This window comes from Micromonospora sp. AKA38 (assembly GCF_027925725.1).
Lineage (GTDB): Bacteria > Actinomycetota > Actinomycetes > Mycobacteriales > Micromonosporaceae > Micromonospora.
The window spans coordinates 479,305-495,049 of record NZ_BNEI01000004.1; the positions used below are offsets into that span (position 1 = coordinate 479,305).

Genomic DNA, 15,745 nt, shown 5'->3' on the forward strand with positions numbered 1-15,745 from the left:
CGATGTCCCAAGCAGTTGACTCAGCGCCAGCCGCGGGCACCGCCGCGCCGCCCGACAGGCGCGGGCGGCCCGAGTGGCAGGGCTCTGCCGTCGCGGCGTTCCGGCAGGTAGTCGCCCGGCACCCCGACCGCGAGGCGGTCATCGGGGTGGACGGCCGGCTCACCTACGCCGAACTAGACGACGTCACCGATCGCCTGGCCGGCCTGCTGGCCGCGCGGGGCGCCGGCCCCGAGCGGACGGTCGGCGTGCTGCTGCCACGGTCGGTGGACCTGGTCGTGGCGATCCTCGGCATCCTCAAGGCAGGAGCGGTCTACGTACCCTTCGACCCCGAGCAACCGGCCCAGCGGTTGGCCCGCATCGCCGACAGTGCCGAGCTGGTCACCATGGTGACCCACGTCGACCTGCTCGACTCGGTGCCGGCCACGGCTGGCGGGCAGCCGGTCGTCCTCGACCGCGTCACCTGGTCCGAGCTGCCCCGCACGGCCCCGGTCGAGCTGCATCCGGACAACCTCGCGTACGTGATCTTCACGTCCGGGTCGACCGGCCTGCCCAAGGGTGTCGAGGTGTCACATCGTGCGCTGGTCAGCTTCCTCAACGGGATGGAGCAGGGCGGCTTCTTCCCACCCCGGCCGACCAGGGTGGCCTGGAACGCCTCGGTGGCCTTCGACGCCTCGGTACAGGAGTGGATCCGGGTGTTCCGGGGCGACACCGTGGCGGTGCTGACGGACGAGATGCGCCGGGATGCCGTCGAGTTCGCCGGGTTCATGGTCGAGCACCGGCTCGTGGAGGCGGACATGACGCCGTCGCACGCGCGGATGCTCACCGACGAGCTCGCCTCGGTGGCCCGCGAAGGGCAGAGCCTCCGGCTGTACATCGCCGGCGAGGCGATGCCCCCGCAGCTCTGGTCGACCCTGCAGGAACTCATCGCCGAAGGAGTCATCGAGGCGATGAACCTCTACGGCCCAACCGAGGCGGCGGTGAACGTCACGGGCGCCCACGTCCGCCCGGGTGATCCGCCGACGATCGGCTCGCCGCTCGTGGGCGTCGAGGCCCACATCGTCGACGCCACGCTGGCTGCGGTGCCTGACGGCACTCCCGGCGAACTCTGCGTCGCCGGCCCGTACCTGGCCCGGGGCTACTCGCGCCAACCCGGGCTGACCGCCGCGCGGTTCGCCCCCAACCCGTTCTCCAGCGACGGCGCCCGGATGTACCGCACCGGGGATCGGGTGCTGCGCCGCGACGACGGCACGATCCAGTACATCGGACGGATCGACGACCAGGTCAAGATCCGGGGACACCGGGTCGAGCTCGGTGAGATCGAGGCGGCGCTCGCCCGGCACCCTTCGGTGGCCCAGGCGGTGACAGTGGTTCGGGAGAACCCGTCCGGGGACAAGGCGCTGGTGAGTTACCTCGTGCCGCGTGCCGGCTCGGTCGTCGACGTGGACGTACTGCGTACGCACCTCGGGGAGGCGCTGCCGGAGTACATGATTCCGTCGGCCATCGTCAGCCTTCCGACGCTTCCCCTCACCTCCAGCGGCAAGGTCGATCACAAGGTGTTGCCGGAGCCGGAGCCGGAGCCGCAGGCGACGCGGGACGACTCGGTGGCTCCGCGCAACGACCACGAACGTCGGATCGCGCGGGTGTGGTGTGAGGTGCTCGGGGTGGATCGGGTGGGTGTGCATGATGACTTCGCCGCGTTGGGCGGTCATTCCCTGCTGGCCATGCAGATGATTTCCCGGCTGCGGGGTGTGTTGGGGGTCGATGTGCAGGTTCGGCAGATTTTCGCGACGCCGACGGTGGCGGGTTTGGCCGAGGTGTTGGCGGATTCGGCTGGGGGTGCCGGTGAGGTGATCGTGCCGGTGGCGCGTGATTGCGGGCCGTTGGTGACGTCGTTCGCGCAGCAGCGTTTGTGGTTCCTGGATCAGCTGAATCCGGGTGGTCTGGAGTATCTGGTCGTCGCGTTGGTGCGGGTGACTGGTGAGTTGCGGTGGGAGGCGTTGCGCGGGGCGGTGTCGCGGGTTGTCGAGCGGCATGAGGTTTTGCGTACTCGGTTGGTGGCTGGTCCCGCGGGGGATCCGGTGCAGGTGGTTGATGCGCCGCCGTGCGAGATCGTGCGGGCTGGTGATGTTGAGGAGTTGGTGGCGCGGCCTTTTGATCTGGCGGCGGGGGGGCCGTTGCGGGTCGGGGTCGTGTCGCGGGCGGTGGATGACAATGTGTTGGTCTTCTGTCTGCATCATGTGGCGGCTGATGGTTGGTCGTTGGGTGTGTTGGCGCGTGAGGTCAGTGAGTTCTATTCCGCGGCGGTGTTGGGGCGTGCGCCGGTGGTGGCGTCGTTGCCGATTCAGTACGCGGATTTCGCGGCCTGGCAGCGTGGGTGGTTGGCGGGTGCGGTTCTTGAGGACCAGTTGTCGTACTGGCGGTCGGCGTTGGAGGGGGTGGAGCCGCTGGAGTTGCCGACTGATCGGCCGCGTCCGGCGGTTCGTGGTGGTGACTCTGGCAAGGTGAGTTTCGTCGTCGAGCCGGCGACGGTGTCGGCGTTGCAGGAGGTGGCGCAGGCGCAGGGCGCGAGTCTGTTCATGGTGTTGCTCGCGGCTTTCCAGTTGGTGTTGTCGCGGTGGTCCGGTCAGCGTGACATCGCGGTTGGCACGCCGATCGCCGGGCGTAACCGTGCCGAGATCGAGAACCTCGTCGGGTTTTTCGTCAATACGTTGGTCATGCGTGCTCGGATCGATGCCGGTGTTGCGTTCACGGATCTGTTGCGGCAGGTCAGGGAGATGGCTCTGGACGCTTACGCCCATGAGGATCTGCCGTTCGAGCGGCTGGTTGAGGAGTTGGCTCCGCGTCGGGACCTGTCTCGTCATCCGTTGTTCGACGTGATGTTCAGCATGAAGACGTCGTCGGTGAATCAGTGGTGTCTGCCGGGTCTGGTCAGTGAGCCGTTGCCTGAGCCGGCGTTGGCCGCGAAGTTCGACATCGCGTTGGCGGTGGCGGAGTGGCAGGGCGGTGTCCGTGGTGAGTTGGAGTATGCGGTTGATCTGTTCGACGAGGTCACCATGCAACGACTGGTCGGACACTTCCAAACCCTGCTACACGCCGTGAGCACCCACCCCGACAAACCCCTGGCCCAACTGTCCATGCTCACCACCCAGGAACGCCACCAACTACTCACCGAATGGAACAACACCCACCAACCAGTCCCCGACGTGCTCATGCACGAACTCCTGCACTTCACCGACCCCCACGCCACCGCCATCACCCACGACAACCACCAACTCACCTTCGGCGAACTCGACACCCGCGCCAACCAACTCGCCCACCACCTACAAACCCTCGGCGCCACACCAGACACCCTCATCGCCCTGTGCACCGACCGATCACCCGAAATGATCATCGGCCTACTCGCCATCCTCCGCTCCGGCGCCGCCTTCACCCCCCTCGACCCCGACCACCCCCACGACCGCCTCGCCTGGCTCCTGCACGACACCCAAGCCCCAATCGTGCTCACCACCGAGCACCTCCACCACCGACTCCCCACCGGCACCCACCACCTCATCCGCCTCGACACCGACTGGCCCACCATCACCAACCACCCCACCACCCCACCCAAAACCACCACCACCACCACCAACCTCGCCTACGTCATCTACACCTCCGGCTCCACCGGACACCCCAAAGGCGTCCAAATCGAACACCGCGGCATCGTCAACTACCTCCACTGGGCCACCCACCACTACCCCCCACACCCCCACACCACCGGCACCCTCCTGCACTCACCAGCCACCTTCGACCTCACCATCACCAGCCTCTTCCTCCCCCTCATCCACAACCTCCCCATCACCATCTCCACCCACCAACCCCCCTTCCAAACCACAGCCCTCACCACCACCAGCCACACCCTCATCAAAGCCACCCCCAGCCACCTCGAACTCCTCACCCAAACCACCCCCCACCCCCACACCCCCATCAACATCCACAACCTCGTCATCGGCGGCGAAGCACTCACCACCAGCCTCGCCACCGCCATCCGCGCCATCACCACCCCCCACACCACCATCACCAACGAATACGGGCCGACGGAGGCGACCGTCGGATGCGTTGCCTTCTCCTGGGACGGTGACTCCTCCGACGGTGAGCTGAACCAGCTCACAGACGTGCCCATCGGACGGCCGATCGCCAACATGCGCACCTACGTGCTCGACCCGGACGGTCAGCCGGCGCCGGTAGGTGTCCCCGGTGAGATCTTCATCGCCGGGGTTGGCCTGGCGCGCGGATACCTGAACCGCCCGGAGTTGACGGCGGACCGCTTCACCGAGCGACGTATCGAGGGCACCGAGCACCGGCTCTATCGGACGGGGGACCTCGGCAGATGGCGCCCCGACGGCAACCTCGAATACCTCGGCCGCATCGACAACCAGATCAAACTCCGCGGCTACCGGATCGAACTCGGCGAAATCGAAGCCACCCTCCGCCGCCACGACCACATCACCGAAGCCGTCGTCATCGCCCGCGAACACGCCCCCGGCGACAAACGACTCGTCGCCTACCTCACCACCCCCACCGACTCACCCACCCCCACCCCCGAAGAACTCCACACCTTCACCACCCGCACCCTGCCCGACTACATGACCCCCACCGCATTCCACATCCTCGACCACCTCCCCCTCACCCCCAACGGCAAAGTCGACCGCCACGCCCTACCCACCCTCAACACCACCACCACCACCCGCCCACCACACACCTACACCCCACCCCGCAACGACCACGAACGTCGGATCGCCGAGGTCTGGGAGAACGTGCTCGGGGTGGATCGGGTGGGTGTGCATGATGACTTCTTCGCGCTGGGCGGTCATTCCCTGCTGGCCGTGCAGATGATTTCCCGGCTGCGGGGTGTGTTGGGGGTCGATGTGCAGGTTCGGCAGATTTTCGCGACGCCGACGGTGGCGGGTTTGGCCGAGGTGTTGGCGGATTCGGCTGGGGGTGCCGGTGAGGTGATCGTGCCGGTGGCGCGTGATTGCGGGCCGTTGGTGACGTCGTTCGCGCAGCAGCGTTTGTGGTTCCTGGATCAGCTGAATCCGGGTGGTCTGGAGTATCTGGTCGTCGCGTTGGTGCGGGTGACTGGTGAGTTGCGGTGGGAGGCGTTGCGCGGGGCGGTGTCGCGGGTTGTCGAGCGGCATGAGGTTTTGCGTACTCGGTTGGTGGCTGGTCCCGCGGGGGATCCGGTGCAGGTGGTTGATGCGCCGCCGTGCGAGATCGTGCGGGCTGGTGATGTTGAGGAGTTGGTGGCGCGGCCTTTTGATCTGGCGGCGGGGGGGCCGTTGCGGGTCGGGGTCGTGTCGCGGGCGGTGGATGACAATGTGTTGGTCTTCTGTCTGCATCATGTGGCGGCTGATGGTTGGTCGTTGGGTGTGTTGGCGCGTGAGGTCAGTGAGTTCTATTCCGCGGCGGTGTTGGGGCGTGCGCCGGTGGTGGCGTCGTTGCCGATTCAGTACGCGGATTTCGCGGCCTGGCAGCGTGGGTGGTTGGCGGGTGCGGTTCTTGAGGACCAGTTGTCGTACTGGCGGTCGGCGTTGGAGGGGGTGGAGCCGCTGGAGTTGCCGACTGATCGGCCGCGTCCGGCGGTTCGTGGTGGTGACTCTGGCAAGGTGAGTTTCGTCGTCGAGCCGGCGACGGTGTCGGCGTTGCAGGAGGTGGCGCAGGCGCAGGGCGCGAGTCTGTTCATGGTGTTGCTCGCGGCTTTCCAGTTGGTGTTGTCGCGGTGGTCCGGTCAGCGTGACATCGCGGTTGGCACGCCGATCGCCGGGCGTAACCGTGCCGAGATCGAGAACCTCGTCGGGTTTTTCGTCAATACGTTGGTCATGCGTGCTCGGATCGATGCCGGTGTTGCGTTCACGGATCTGTTGCGGCAGGTCAGGGAGATGGCTCTGGACGCTTACGCCCATGAGGATCTGCCGTTCGAGCGGCTGGTTGAGGAGTTGGCTCCGCGTCGGGACCTGTCTCGTCATCCGTTGTTCGACGTGATGTTCAGCATGAAGACGTCGTCGGTGAATCAGTGGTGTCTGCCGGGTCTGGTCAGTGAGCCGTTGCCTGAGCCGGCGTTGGCCGCGAAGTTCGACATCGCGTTGGCGGTGGCGGAGTGGCAGGGCGGTGTCCGTGGTGAGTTGGAGTATGCGGTTGATCTGTTCGACGAGGTCACCATGCAACGACTGGTCGGACACTTCCAAACCCTGCTACACGCCGTGAGCACCCACCCCGACAAACCCCTGGCCCAACTGTCCATGCTCACCACCGACGAGCGGAACGCCCTCCACACCTGGAACAACACCCACACCACCGTGCCCGACCTGCTCCTGCACGAACTACTCGACAACCACAACGGCGACCCCCACGCCACCGCCATCATCTGCGGCGACCAACGACTCACCTTCACCGAACTACGCCACCGCTCCAACCAACTCGCCCACCACCTACAAACCCTCGGCGCCGCCCCCGGCACCATCGTGGCCCTCTGCATGCACCGCAGCATCGACATGGCCATCGCCCTACTGGCCATCCTCAAAACCGGCGCCGCCTACACCCCCCTCGACCCCGACCACCCCCACGACCGCCTCGCCTGGCTCCTACACGACACCGCCGCACCCCTGGTCCTCACCCAACAACACCTCACCACCCGCATCCCCCACGGCACCCACCACACCCTCACCATCGACACCCTCACCACCACCCTCAACACCCAACCCACCACCCCACCCAAAACCACCACCACACCCACCGACCTCGCCTACGTCATCTACACCTCCGGCTCAACCGGCCAACCCAAAGGCGTCCAGATCCACCACCACGGCATCGTGTCCTACCTAGCCGGCATGCAACACCTCTTCCCCCTCACCCCCAACGACGCCTTCCTCCAAGCCACCCCCCTCACCTTCGACGTCTCCGTCTACGAAATGTTCTGGCCCTGGCACGCCGGCGCCACCGTCGTCCTCGTCGAACCCGAACACCACCTCGACATGACCCACTACGCCAACCTCATCGACCACCACCACATCACCGGCCTACACCTCGTACCCAGCCTCCTACAACGCTTCCTCGACGACACCACCACACGCCCCCTCCCCACCCTGCGCTACACCTTCGCCAGCGGCGAACACCTACCCACCACCCTCACCCAACAATTCCACCAACACCACCACCACCACCACCTCATCAACCTCTACGGCGCCACCGAAGTCTCCGTCGACACCACCTACTGGCACGCCCACCCCGGCACCCCCACCTCAGCCGGACACCCCATGCCCAACCAACGCGTGCACATCCTCGCCCCCGACGGATCCGAAGCCCCCACCGGCGCCACCGGCGAAATCTGCCTCGCCGGCAACAGCCTCGCCCACGGCTACCACAACCGCCCCGACCTCACCACCACCCACTTCACCCCCCACCCCGCACACCCCCACACCCGCATCTACCACACCGGCGACCTCGGCCGCCGCCACCACAACGGCACCCTCACCCTCATCGGCCGCACCGACACCCAAATCAAACTCCACGGCACCCGCATCGAACTCGCCGAAATCGAAACCCACCTCCGCACCCACCCCGCCATCAAAGAAACCACCGTCCAACACCACCAACACCACCTCACCGCCTACTACACCCACCACCACCCCACCACCCCCAACGACCTCCGCCACCACCTCGCCAAAACCCTCCCCACCACCCACCTACCCACCCACTACATCCCCCTCGACCACCTCCCCCTCACCCCCAACGGCAAAATCGACACCCACCAACTCCCCACCCCCACCCACCAACCCACCCACCCCCACACCACACCCAGAAACCCCCTCGAACAAGCCATCACCACCATCTGGCAAACCACCCTCAAACACCCCAACCCCATCAGCATCCACGACAACTTCTTCACCCTCGGCGGCCACTCACTCCTCGCCACCCGAGTGGTCAACGAGTTGACGGCGGCGACGAATCTGCGCGTGGGGCTCAGGCAGTTCTTCCTGGAGCCGACCGTGGCCGGTCTCGCCCAACACCTCATGGCATTGATGAAGGAGCAGGCCGGTGCCGCCGGTCGGACGGGAGACGGGCAACATGGCTGAGCGAACGAGCGCATGGCGGGCGGAGGCGGCGCGCCGGGTCGCCCTGATGGCCGACGAGTTGGTCGTGCGACCCATCAGCGCGGAACAGGCCCAGGCGGTCACCGAGTGGCACTACGACGGAAAGTACGGCATCTACGACACCGATGGCTCGGACGGCCTGATGGCGGCCGAGGACGGCTTCTTTGCCGTCATGACGTCGGAGGGCCGGCTCATCGCCAACGGCTGCACCGGCGACGGCGCCCGCGTCCCCGGTCTCGCAGAAGATCCCGAAGTATGCGACTGGGGACTCGGTATGGACCCGGAATGGGTGGGTCACGGCCAAGGCGCCGGGCTGGCCCACGCGGCCCTCTCCTACATTCGCGAGAAGATTCGAGGAAGCCGAGTCCGGGGAATTCGAGGCGTTGTGCTCAGCTGGAACAAGCGTTCCATCGCGTTCGCCGAAGGGATCGGTTTCGAGAAGGTCGGCGTGCATTACTGCGAGCAGGGTGGAAATCGCAACGAGTACGTCGTCCTCTACCAGAGTCTCGACAAGCTCGATGAGTTTCTCTCGGCCGGGCGTCCGGCGGTCGCGGTGGACCAACGGGCGGAAGTGGAAAACCCGCAGCTCGAGGTGGACTGACCGCTTTGGGGGAAGACCCGGGGGAGTCGGTCGCAGGGAATTCGAGGCGTGGCTATTTCCTGGAATTAGCGTTCCATCGGGATGTGCGAGAACATCGGTTTCGAGAAGGTCGGAGTGCATTGCTGTGAGCAGGGTGGAAATCGCAACGAGTACGTCATCCTCTAGCAGAGTCTCGATAAGCTCGACGAATTCCTCCCCGCAGGGCGTCCGGCGTACGCCGCAGTCCGGGGACCGAGGCGGCCGGCCCCGGCCACTGGCTCTCGTCAGCGGCCTGCCGTCCGACTCGCACACGTGGAATCTGCTGTATCTCGAGCTGCTGATCGAGGAAGCGGGCTGGGACGTGGTGAACCTCGGATGCTGCGTCCCCGTCCCGTTGCTGGCCTCGGAGGCGCTCAGTCTGCGGCCGGAGCTAGTGGCGCTGAGCAGCGTCAACGGGCATGGCTACCAGGAAGGCGTTCGGGTCGCGGAACGGTTGCGTGCGGAACAGGTGCTGGGTCGTGTGCCGTTGGTCATCGGCGGCAAGCTCGGCCTGGTTGGCCGTCCCGACGCCGCCGCGGCTCAGCGTCTGCGCAGCGCGGGATTCGACGATGTCTACGACGACGAGAACCTGCGCCGATTCACCGGGCTCCTGAGGGCGCTGCATCGGGCCCACGGCCGAGCCCGCTCCGGATCGGAGACTGTGAGGCGGTGCGGGTGATGCACCGGCCATCGCCCGGCTTCGGCGATTTCGTCGCTCGTCATCGCGCCGCGAGGACACTGATCGTGCAGCCGCGGATGGGGTTCAGCGACCCGCTGCTCATGCGGGCCGGGCTGGCCGCCACCCGCACGGCTCGCGCCGCCACTGCCGGCACCGTGACAGTGGACAGTTACACGCGTACGGGCGATCTGGCGGCGGCCGCCACGGCGCTCGCGAACAGGCAGCCCCTGAACGGCTATCCGATTGTCAATCATTCGGCCGAGACGACCCAACACCTGCTTGCTGGCTTGCACGATGCGGATTTCCCGGTTCAGGTGCGGCACGGCTCGGCGAACCCGGTCCGGATCATCACGTCGATGATCGCTGCCGGGTTGTCCGCCACCGAGGGCGGTCCCATCTCCTACTGCCTGCCGTACAGCCGCATGCCCCTGCGCCAGGCGGTAGCCGAGTGGGCACGCAGCTGCCGGCTGCTCAGCCACCAGCGGGAGACCGGGGCCGAGCCGCATCTCGAGAGCTTCGGCGGCTGCATGCTCGGTCAGCTGTGCCCGCCGAGCATGCTGATCGCCATCACGGTCCTCGAGGCGATGTTCTTCCGGCAGAACGGGCTGCGAAGCGTATCCCTGAGCTACGCGCAGCAGACCGACTTCGGGCAGGACCACGGTGCGATCGCCGCGCTGCGCGCGATCGCTGCCGAGCGCCTCGGTGACCTGGACTGGCACATCGTGCTCTACACCTACATGGGCCTTTTCCCGGCCAGTGTGGCGGGCGCGAGCAGGCTACAGGCCGACGCGGCGACGCTGGCGGCGTGGAGCGGCGTGGACCGCCTCATCGTCAAGACGTCGGTGGAGGCGCGGCGTCTGCCCAGCGTCGCGGAGAACGTCGAGGCGCTCGAAGCCGCTGCGGCGGTGGCGGCGGCCGTGGGCGGCGTGGCGAGCCCGGTCGACGATCGGATCCGCACCGAGGCCGAGACGATCATCGACTCGGTCCTCGATCTGCGCGACGACATCGGCGGCGCGCTGGTGGAGGCGTTCGACCGAGGGCGGCTGGACGTGCCCTACTGCCTGCATCCCGACAATCCCGGGCGGGCGACGAGCCGCCTGGACCAGCACGGGCGCCTGCAGTGGCTGGAGACCGGTGGGCTGGCGATCTCCGGTGACCCGCAGGCGTCCCACGCGAAGCGGATCAGCTCGGCGCACCTGCTGGAGTCGCTGTCCTACGTGCGCCGGCGTTATGACCATGACCTTGTTGAGGAGAGATGATGCAGGTTTCCGTTCTCGACGATCGAGAGAGTGCTCCGGTCGCAATCGGCGAGCACTTGAGGTCCGACGCTCTCCGGGCGGCGCTGCGCATTCAGCAGGCGTTGCTCGACGGGGCGCGCACGACGCTGCGCTCGGCAGGTTTCGTGGAGCTCCTGCCGCCGGTGATCGGCCCGGTCACCGATCCCGGCGGTCGCGGATCCAAGCAGGCCGACGTCGACTACTACGGCAATCGATACAAGTTGATGAGCAGCGCCATTCTGTACAAGCAGGCGATGCTTACCACCTTTGACAAGATCTTCTACGTGGCGCCCAACGTGCGTCTGGAGCCACTGGAGACGACCTCCACCAAGCGTCACCTGTGTGAGTTCCACCAACTGGACGTCGAAATCGCCGGGGCGGGACACGAGGAGGCCATGGCTGTCGCCGAAGGCGTGGTGACGTCGGCGATCGAGGTCGTGCTCAGGGACTGCGCGGACGAGTTGGCCCTGTTGGGCAGGGACGTGGCGGCACTGATGCCGGCCGCGTGCGGTGGGTTCGAGCGGCGCACGCACGACAGTGTCGTGTCGGCGGCCCGCGCCGCCGGGCACACGCAGGATGCCGCTGCCGAGATCGCCTGGAGTGTGGAGGAGAAGATCTCCGCGGCGGCGGACCGGCCGTTCTTCGTGACCGGCTATCCCAAGGGATCCCGAGGCTTCTACGACATGGAGGACCCCGGCAACCCGGGCACGCTGATGAACTTCGACCTGCTCGCCGGGGAGGGATACGGCGAGATCTGCAGTGGCAGCCGCCGCGAGCACGAATACGTCAACGTGGTGACCAGGATGCGTGAGAGCGGCGAAAATCCGGCGAAGTACAAGTGGTACCTGGACATGGTCCGCTCCGGTATCCCCGCCAGCGCCGGATTCGGCATCGGCTTGGAACGGATGACGAGGTGGGTGGGCGGCCTCGGTGCCGTGTGGCAGGCAACCGCCTTCCCGAAGCTGGCCGGGGTCGTGGCACCGTGACGAATCTGCGCGCCCCCGGCTTCCCCGAGGACGTGGTGCGGCGCCGGGCTCGCCATGGCCGGATCGCGGTCTTCCCGGATTTCGACGACTACGGAAGCACCGTTCTCGGCGCGGACGTCGGGTGTCGGGATGCCGGGGACCCGCTCGACCAGCGGCGACTGGTTCCCCCGGTCCTCATGCCCGGTCGCCTGACCAAGCTCATCGAGACCGGGCGGGAGCCGCTTTACGACGACGTCGGACTCGAGGTACGTATCGGTGGCTTCCGGTCCGCCCTGCCTGTCTACGTCTCCGCGCTTGGTTCCACGAAGGTCGCCACCGTGGACCTCGGCGCCTCTGCGGCCCGGCAGGCGGGCCGGTGCGGGATCCCTATCGTCATCGGTGAGAACATCTCCTCGGTAAACGGGTTCGGTCGCCTCGGTGCCCGCAGGTCGGAGTCGTTGTTGGGCCGCATCGCGGCGTACACGGCGGAGCTCGCCGACGGGCTGGGCGGTGTCGCCGTGCAGCAGAGCACGGAGGACGCCGACACCGAGGCCTGGAACATGCTCTACACCGAGCCCTCCCTCCAGCCCCTGCTGGATTCCGGTCGACTCGCCTTCGAGCTCAAGGTGGGCCAGGGAGCCAAGCCGGGCTTGGGCGGGATGACGCTGCTCGAGCCGGAGGCGGCGGAGCGTGTCGCCGACCGGTTCCACCTCGAGGCGTTCGAGAGCTCGGCACGCCTGCTCCGCTCCAGCAGCCCCGGGACCTTCACCAGCGAGATCCTGCGGCAGCAGATCCGGTTCATGCGGAACAACTTCCCGCGGGCCCGTTGCTGGGTCAAGCTTCCCCCGGGCCGGGACGTGGGGGAGGCCGCCACGATCGCGTGGGCTGCCGGCGCCGATGCCGTCACTGTCGACGGCGCCGAGGGTGGGACCGGCTGGGCTCCGCTGTCGTTCCTGGCGGAGGTCGGCCTGCCGCTCGGTGAGTGCCTCCGTCGGATAGGCGTTCCGGTGGGATGCCTGCTCGCCAGCGGTCGCATGTGGGAGGGCGCCCGGATGGTCAAGGCCCTCGCCGCCGGCGTGACGGCGGTGGGGCTCGGGCGAGCCGCGCTGATCGCAGCCGACGAAGACGACCAGCGAGGGCTCGAACGGCTGCTCGGGGCTGCGGCGCTGGAGATACAGATGCTGACCAGCTCGCTCGGTGTCTACCACGTCGCTGAGCTGGGCCGTGATGCGCTCTGGCCGGCCCTGGAGCGGCCACTGCCCGAAGGCGCCGACTCTGCATTGCAGAGAACCTATGCATAATCTATTCTGCATTAATGGACGTCCCCTCTGGAATCCGGCTCTCCGATCCCCAGATGTTGCGCGCGATGGCGCACCCGTTACGGCTGCGGATTCTGGGTTCGCTCCGCGTTGACGGGCCGGCCACCTCGGCGATCCTCGCGCGGCGGCTGGGCACTGACTCCGGTCAGACCAGCCATCACCTGCGCGTCCTGGCGCGCTACGGCTTTGTGGAAGACGATCCGGACAAGGGGCGCGGAGCACGTGGCCGGGAGAGATGGTGGCGGTCGGTGCATGAGGCGACCCGCTGGTCGGACAACGCGCCCGGGCCGGAGGGGGCAGAGACCGCCACGGCCATGGACGGCGCCACCCGGCGCATGTGGGACGACGCCATCGGCTCCTACTGGAGCCAGGTCTCGCGCAACGAGTGGAGCTCACAGTGGCGTGCGGTGGCAGGGGGTGGCGACGGCGTTCTGCGCACCACCCCGGAACGACTTGAGCAGTTGCGATCAGACATCTGGAACCTCATCCGGGACGCCGACACCCCCGACGCGGGCGAGGGGTCCGAGAGGGTCTTCGTCGTCTTCCAGGCCTACCCGTACCGGACAGGAGCGAAGTGACCACCTCCCTGTGGCGTAATCGCGAGTTCAACCTCCTCTGGACGGGTCAAGCCCTGTCCGAGCTGGGTGATGCGATGGCGTTGCTCGCCATGCCGCTGCTCGTCCTGGCGCTGACCGGCTCGCCGGTGGCCGCCGGGCTGGTGGGCACCGCTGCGGGCGGCGCGCGGCTGCTCTGCCGTCTGCCGATCGGCGTCCTGGTGGACCGGGTCAACCGGCGTCACGCCATGATCGTCGCCGATGTGATTCGGCTCGCCGCGTTCGCCGGCGTCGGTGCGGCGATCCTCACGGACCGGGTGACCCTGCCGATCATCGTGGCCCTCGCGGTCGTGGACGCGATCTGTGGATCCCTGTTCGGCACGGCCGAGCACGCCGCACTGCGCAGCATCGTGCCGGTGGCGCAGCTCCCGCTGGCGATGGCCCGCAACGAGGCCCGCAGCTACGGAACAGCCTTGGCGGGGCCGCCACTCGGCGGGTTCCTCTTCGGCCTCGCGCACTTTGTGCCCTTCCTCGGCAACGCGATCTCCTACCTGGCGTCGTTGATCGGGGTCCTGCTGATCCGCAAGCCGTTGCAGTCGCAGGTGGGCCGGGAGGAAGGCGAAGGAGGCTACGCCGCAGCGATAGGCGAGGGGATCCGATTCGTCTTCACCAACCCGTTTCTGCGTGCCGTCGTGATCATATCGGCGCCGCTGAACTTCGCGTTGATCGGCGTGACCTTCGCCATCGTGGTGACGCTGCAACGCAACGGTACGTCGCCGGCGGTCATCGGCATCGCCGAGACCTTGGTAGCAGCCGGCGGACTCCTCGGCGCCTTCGCGGCGCCGTTCTTCCAGCGCCGGCTCAGCCTTGCCGTGCTGGGCCGGCTGATCTGCTGGGCCGCGACGCTCCTGCTGGGTGTGAGCGCGCTGCTGACCTCGAGCATCGTGGCAGCGGTCCCGGTGGCACTCGTTGTCTTCCTTGGACCGGCCTGCAACGCCGCGTTGTTCGGTCACCAGGCCGCCATCACCCCCGATCGGCTCCAGGGCCGAGTGCTGAGCGTCATGTTCCTGGTGTCCAACTCGGCGGCGGCCCTGGCACCCGTACTGGTCGGTGTGATGGTTTCGGCCTGGTCGGGATCGGCGGCCATCGCGGTCTGCGCCGGCGCAGTCGGAATCTCCGCCCTGATCGCAACTGTGGGATCCGGTCTCAGGTCGGTGTCCGCGCCCGTCGAGGATGCCGTGGCGGAGGAGCAACAACAGCCGGTGACGAGCTCGTAAGGGCAGGATGGTGCCGATCCACTGCGCCGGGCCATCGGCACTCGGCCCTCATGCTGGTCTCCGCGCGGTGTGCCGAGGCCCGGTCGATCAGATCGGCTTCGTCGGGTGGCTCGATCTGATGGCGCCGGCGCGTCAGGCGACGGCCCGCAGCCCGAGAAAGCGTGAGCGCACGAGGTCGTCTGCCTCGGCCAGACGGTCAACGACGTACCAGAAGTCATGGAGGAGGTTGTGCCCGGCCGCCTCGGTCTTGAGCAGCCTGCGGCCCGGCGCAATGACCTCCGGAAGCAGGGTGGTAGTGGCGTCGACGAGTCGGGCGCAACCCCGGGCCCCCGCCTGGAGCGCACAGCTGAAGAGCACCGGCTCCATCGCCCCGACGGCAGCCAGGGCGACGAACGAGATGTCGAGTCGCACCGCTGGCCCGCCGGGCCGCGCGGTGGCGAGATAGAACACCCGGAACGTGTCGCGCAGACTGAGGAAGCCGTAGGTGAAGGAGAGGTCGTCGTCCCTCATCGCCGCCACCGGAAGTAGTGATCTCAAGTCGAAATCCGCATTGCGATCAAATTCGTCGTACACCCGAAATCCTCTGTCTCTCGGTCGGCCTACCGTCGGTTCGTGCGGTCCGCCCCGTCCGGAGGTCCGGGCGTACGGGGCGGACCGCACGAAAATGAAGAAGATCAGCTGCCCATGTGCCGGCGTAGGGTCAGCGGCCGCATGTCCCGCCACACGTTCTCGATGTGGGCAAGGCACTCGTCCTCGGTGCCGGAGGTGCCCACCTCGCGCCATCCGTCCGGCGGCGTCTGGTGCGCGGGCCAGATCGAGTACTGCTGCTCGTCGTTGAGCACGACCTGGTAGACGTCCGCTTCCTGCTGGGTCATGAGAGGTCTCCTTCTCGGCTACGTGTCACAGGCACGGCTGCCCGCGTTCCTCAC

At 67.3% G+C, this 15,745-nt stretch carries 10 protein-coding genes; 8 read left to right on the top strand and 2 right to left on the bottom strand.

The annotated features are described in order from the left end of the window. Positions 1–2 precede the first annotated feature (2 nt). From TPA0908_RS17330 to TPA0908_RS17365, 8 genes are read left to right on the top strand one after another with little or no spacing between them, the layout of a single operon-like run. A complete protein-coding gene (locus TPA0908_RS17330) occupies positions 3–8,108 on the top strand; it encodes a non-ribosomal peptide synthetase (RefSeq protein WP_281939201.1) in 8,106 nt (2,701 codons plus the stop codon). Further along, positions 8,101–8,727, top strand: a complete 627-nt coding sequence (locus TPA0908_RS17335) for a GNAT family N-acetyltransferase (RefSeq protein WP_281939203.1) — start codon at positions 8,101–8,103, stop codon at positions 8,725–8,727. Before TPA0908_RS17330 ends, TPA0908_RS17335 begins: the two co-directional genes overlap by 8 nt. Next, positions 8,645–9,424, top strand: a complete 780-nt coding sequence (locus tag TPA0908_RS17340) for a cobalamin B12-binding domain-containing protein (RefSeq protein WP_281939205.1) — start codon at positions 8,645–8,647, stop codon at positions 9,422–9,424. The genes TPA0908_RS17335 and TPA0908_RS17340 overlap by 83 nt, the downstream gene beginning before the upstream one ends. Next, complete coding sequence (locus TPA0908_RS17345) at positions 9,424–10,683, top strand: methylaspartate mutase (protein WP_281939341.1); 1,260 nt, start codon at positions 9,424–9,426, stop codon at positions 10,681–10,683. Before TPA0908_RS17340 ends, TPA0908_RS17345 begins: the two co-directional genes overlap by 1 nt. After that, entirely contained in the window at positions 10,683–11,687 is a 1,005-nt protein-coding gene (locus tag TPA0908_RS17350; RefSeq protein ID WP_281939208.1) for an asparagine synthetase A, read from the top strand. Before TPA0908_RS17345 ends, TPA0908_RS17350 begins: the two co-directional genes overlap by 1 nt. Continuing rightward, positions 11,684–12,967 (top strand): glutamate synthase-related protein, encoded by a 1,284-nt coding sequence (locus TPA0908_RS17355; RefSeq protein WP_281939210.1) that lies wholly within the window; start codon positions 11,684–11,686, stop codon positions 12,965–12,967. The genes TPA0908_RS17350 and TPA0908_RS17355 overlap by 4 nt, the downstream gene beginning before the upstream one ends. Before the next feature lie 14 nt (positions 12,968–12,981). Continuing rightward, positions 12,982–13,563: an ArsR/SmtB family transcription factor gene (locus TPA0908_RS17360; RefSeq protein WP_281939211.1), complete on the top strand. Its 582-nt coding sequence runs from the start codon at positions 12,982–12,984 to the stop codon at positions 13,561–13,563. After that, the gene (locus tag TPA0908_RS17365; protein ID WP_281939213.1) at positions 13,560–14,816 is read left to right on the top strand and encodes an MFS transporter; all 1,257 of its coding nucleotides are present in this window, start codon (positions 13,560–13,562) and stop codon (positions 14,814–14,816) included. The genes TPA0908_RS17360 and TPA0908_RS17365 overlap by 4 nt, the downstream gene beginning before the upstream one ends. Positions 14,817–14,948: 132 nt before the next feature. Here the strand turns inward: TPA0908_RS17365 and TPA0908_RS17370 are convergent, their stop codons facing one another. After that, positions 14,949–15,389 carry a hypothetical protein gene (locus TPA0908_RS17370; protein ID WP_281939215.1) on the bottom strand — a complete coding sequence of 147 codons (441 nt, stop codon included), beginning with the start codon at positions 15,387–15,389 and terminating at the stop codon, positions 14,949–14,951. Positions 15,390–15,490: 101 nt separating this feature from the next. Beyond that, positions 15,491–15,691: an MbtH family protein gene (locus TPA0908_RS17375; protein WP_281939217.1), complete on the bottom strand. Its 201-nt coding sequence runs from the start codon at positions 15,689–15,691 to the stop codon at positions 15,491–15,493. Positions 15,692–15,745 lie beyond the last annotated feature (54 nt).

Coding starts and splice junctions, on each gene's coding strand:
- TPA0908_RS17340 (WP_281939205.1), top strand. CDS start 8,645: ATGAGTTTCTCTCGGCCGGGCGTCCGGCGGTCGCGGTGGACCAACGGG.
- TPA0908_RS17375 (WP_281939217.1), bottom strand. CDS start 15,691: ATGACCCAGCAGGAAGCGGACGTCTACCAGGTCGTGCTCAACGACGAG.
- TPA0908_RS17335 (WP_281939203.1), top strand. CDS start 8,101: ATGGCTGAGCGAACGAGCGCATGGCGGGCGGAGGCGGCGCGCCGGGTC.
- TPA0908_RS17360 (WP_281939211.1), top strand. CDS start 12,982: ATGGACGTCCCCTCTGGAATCCGGCTCTCCGATCCCCAGATGTTGCGC.
- TPA0908_RS17345 (WP_281939341.1), top strand. CDS start 9,424: ATGCACCGGCCATCGCCCGGCTTCGGCGATTTCGTCGCTCGTCATCGC.
- TPA0908_RS17330 (WP_281939201.1), top strand. CDS start 3: ATGTCCCAAGCAGTTGACTCAGCGCCAGCCGCGGGCACCGCCGCGCCG.
- TPA0908_RS17350 (WP_281939208.1), top strand. CDS start 10,683: ATGCAGGTTTCCGTTCTCGACGATCGAGAGAGTGCTCCGGTCGCAATC.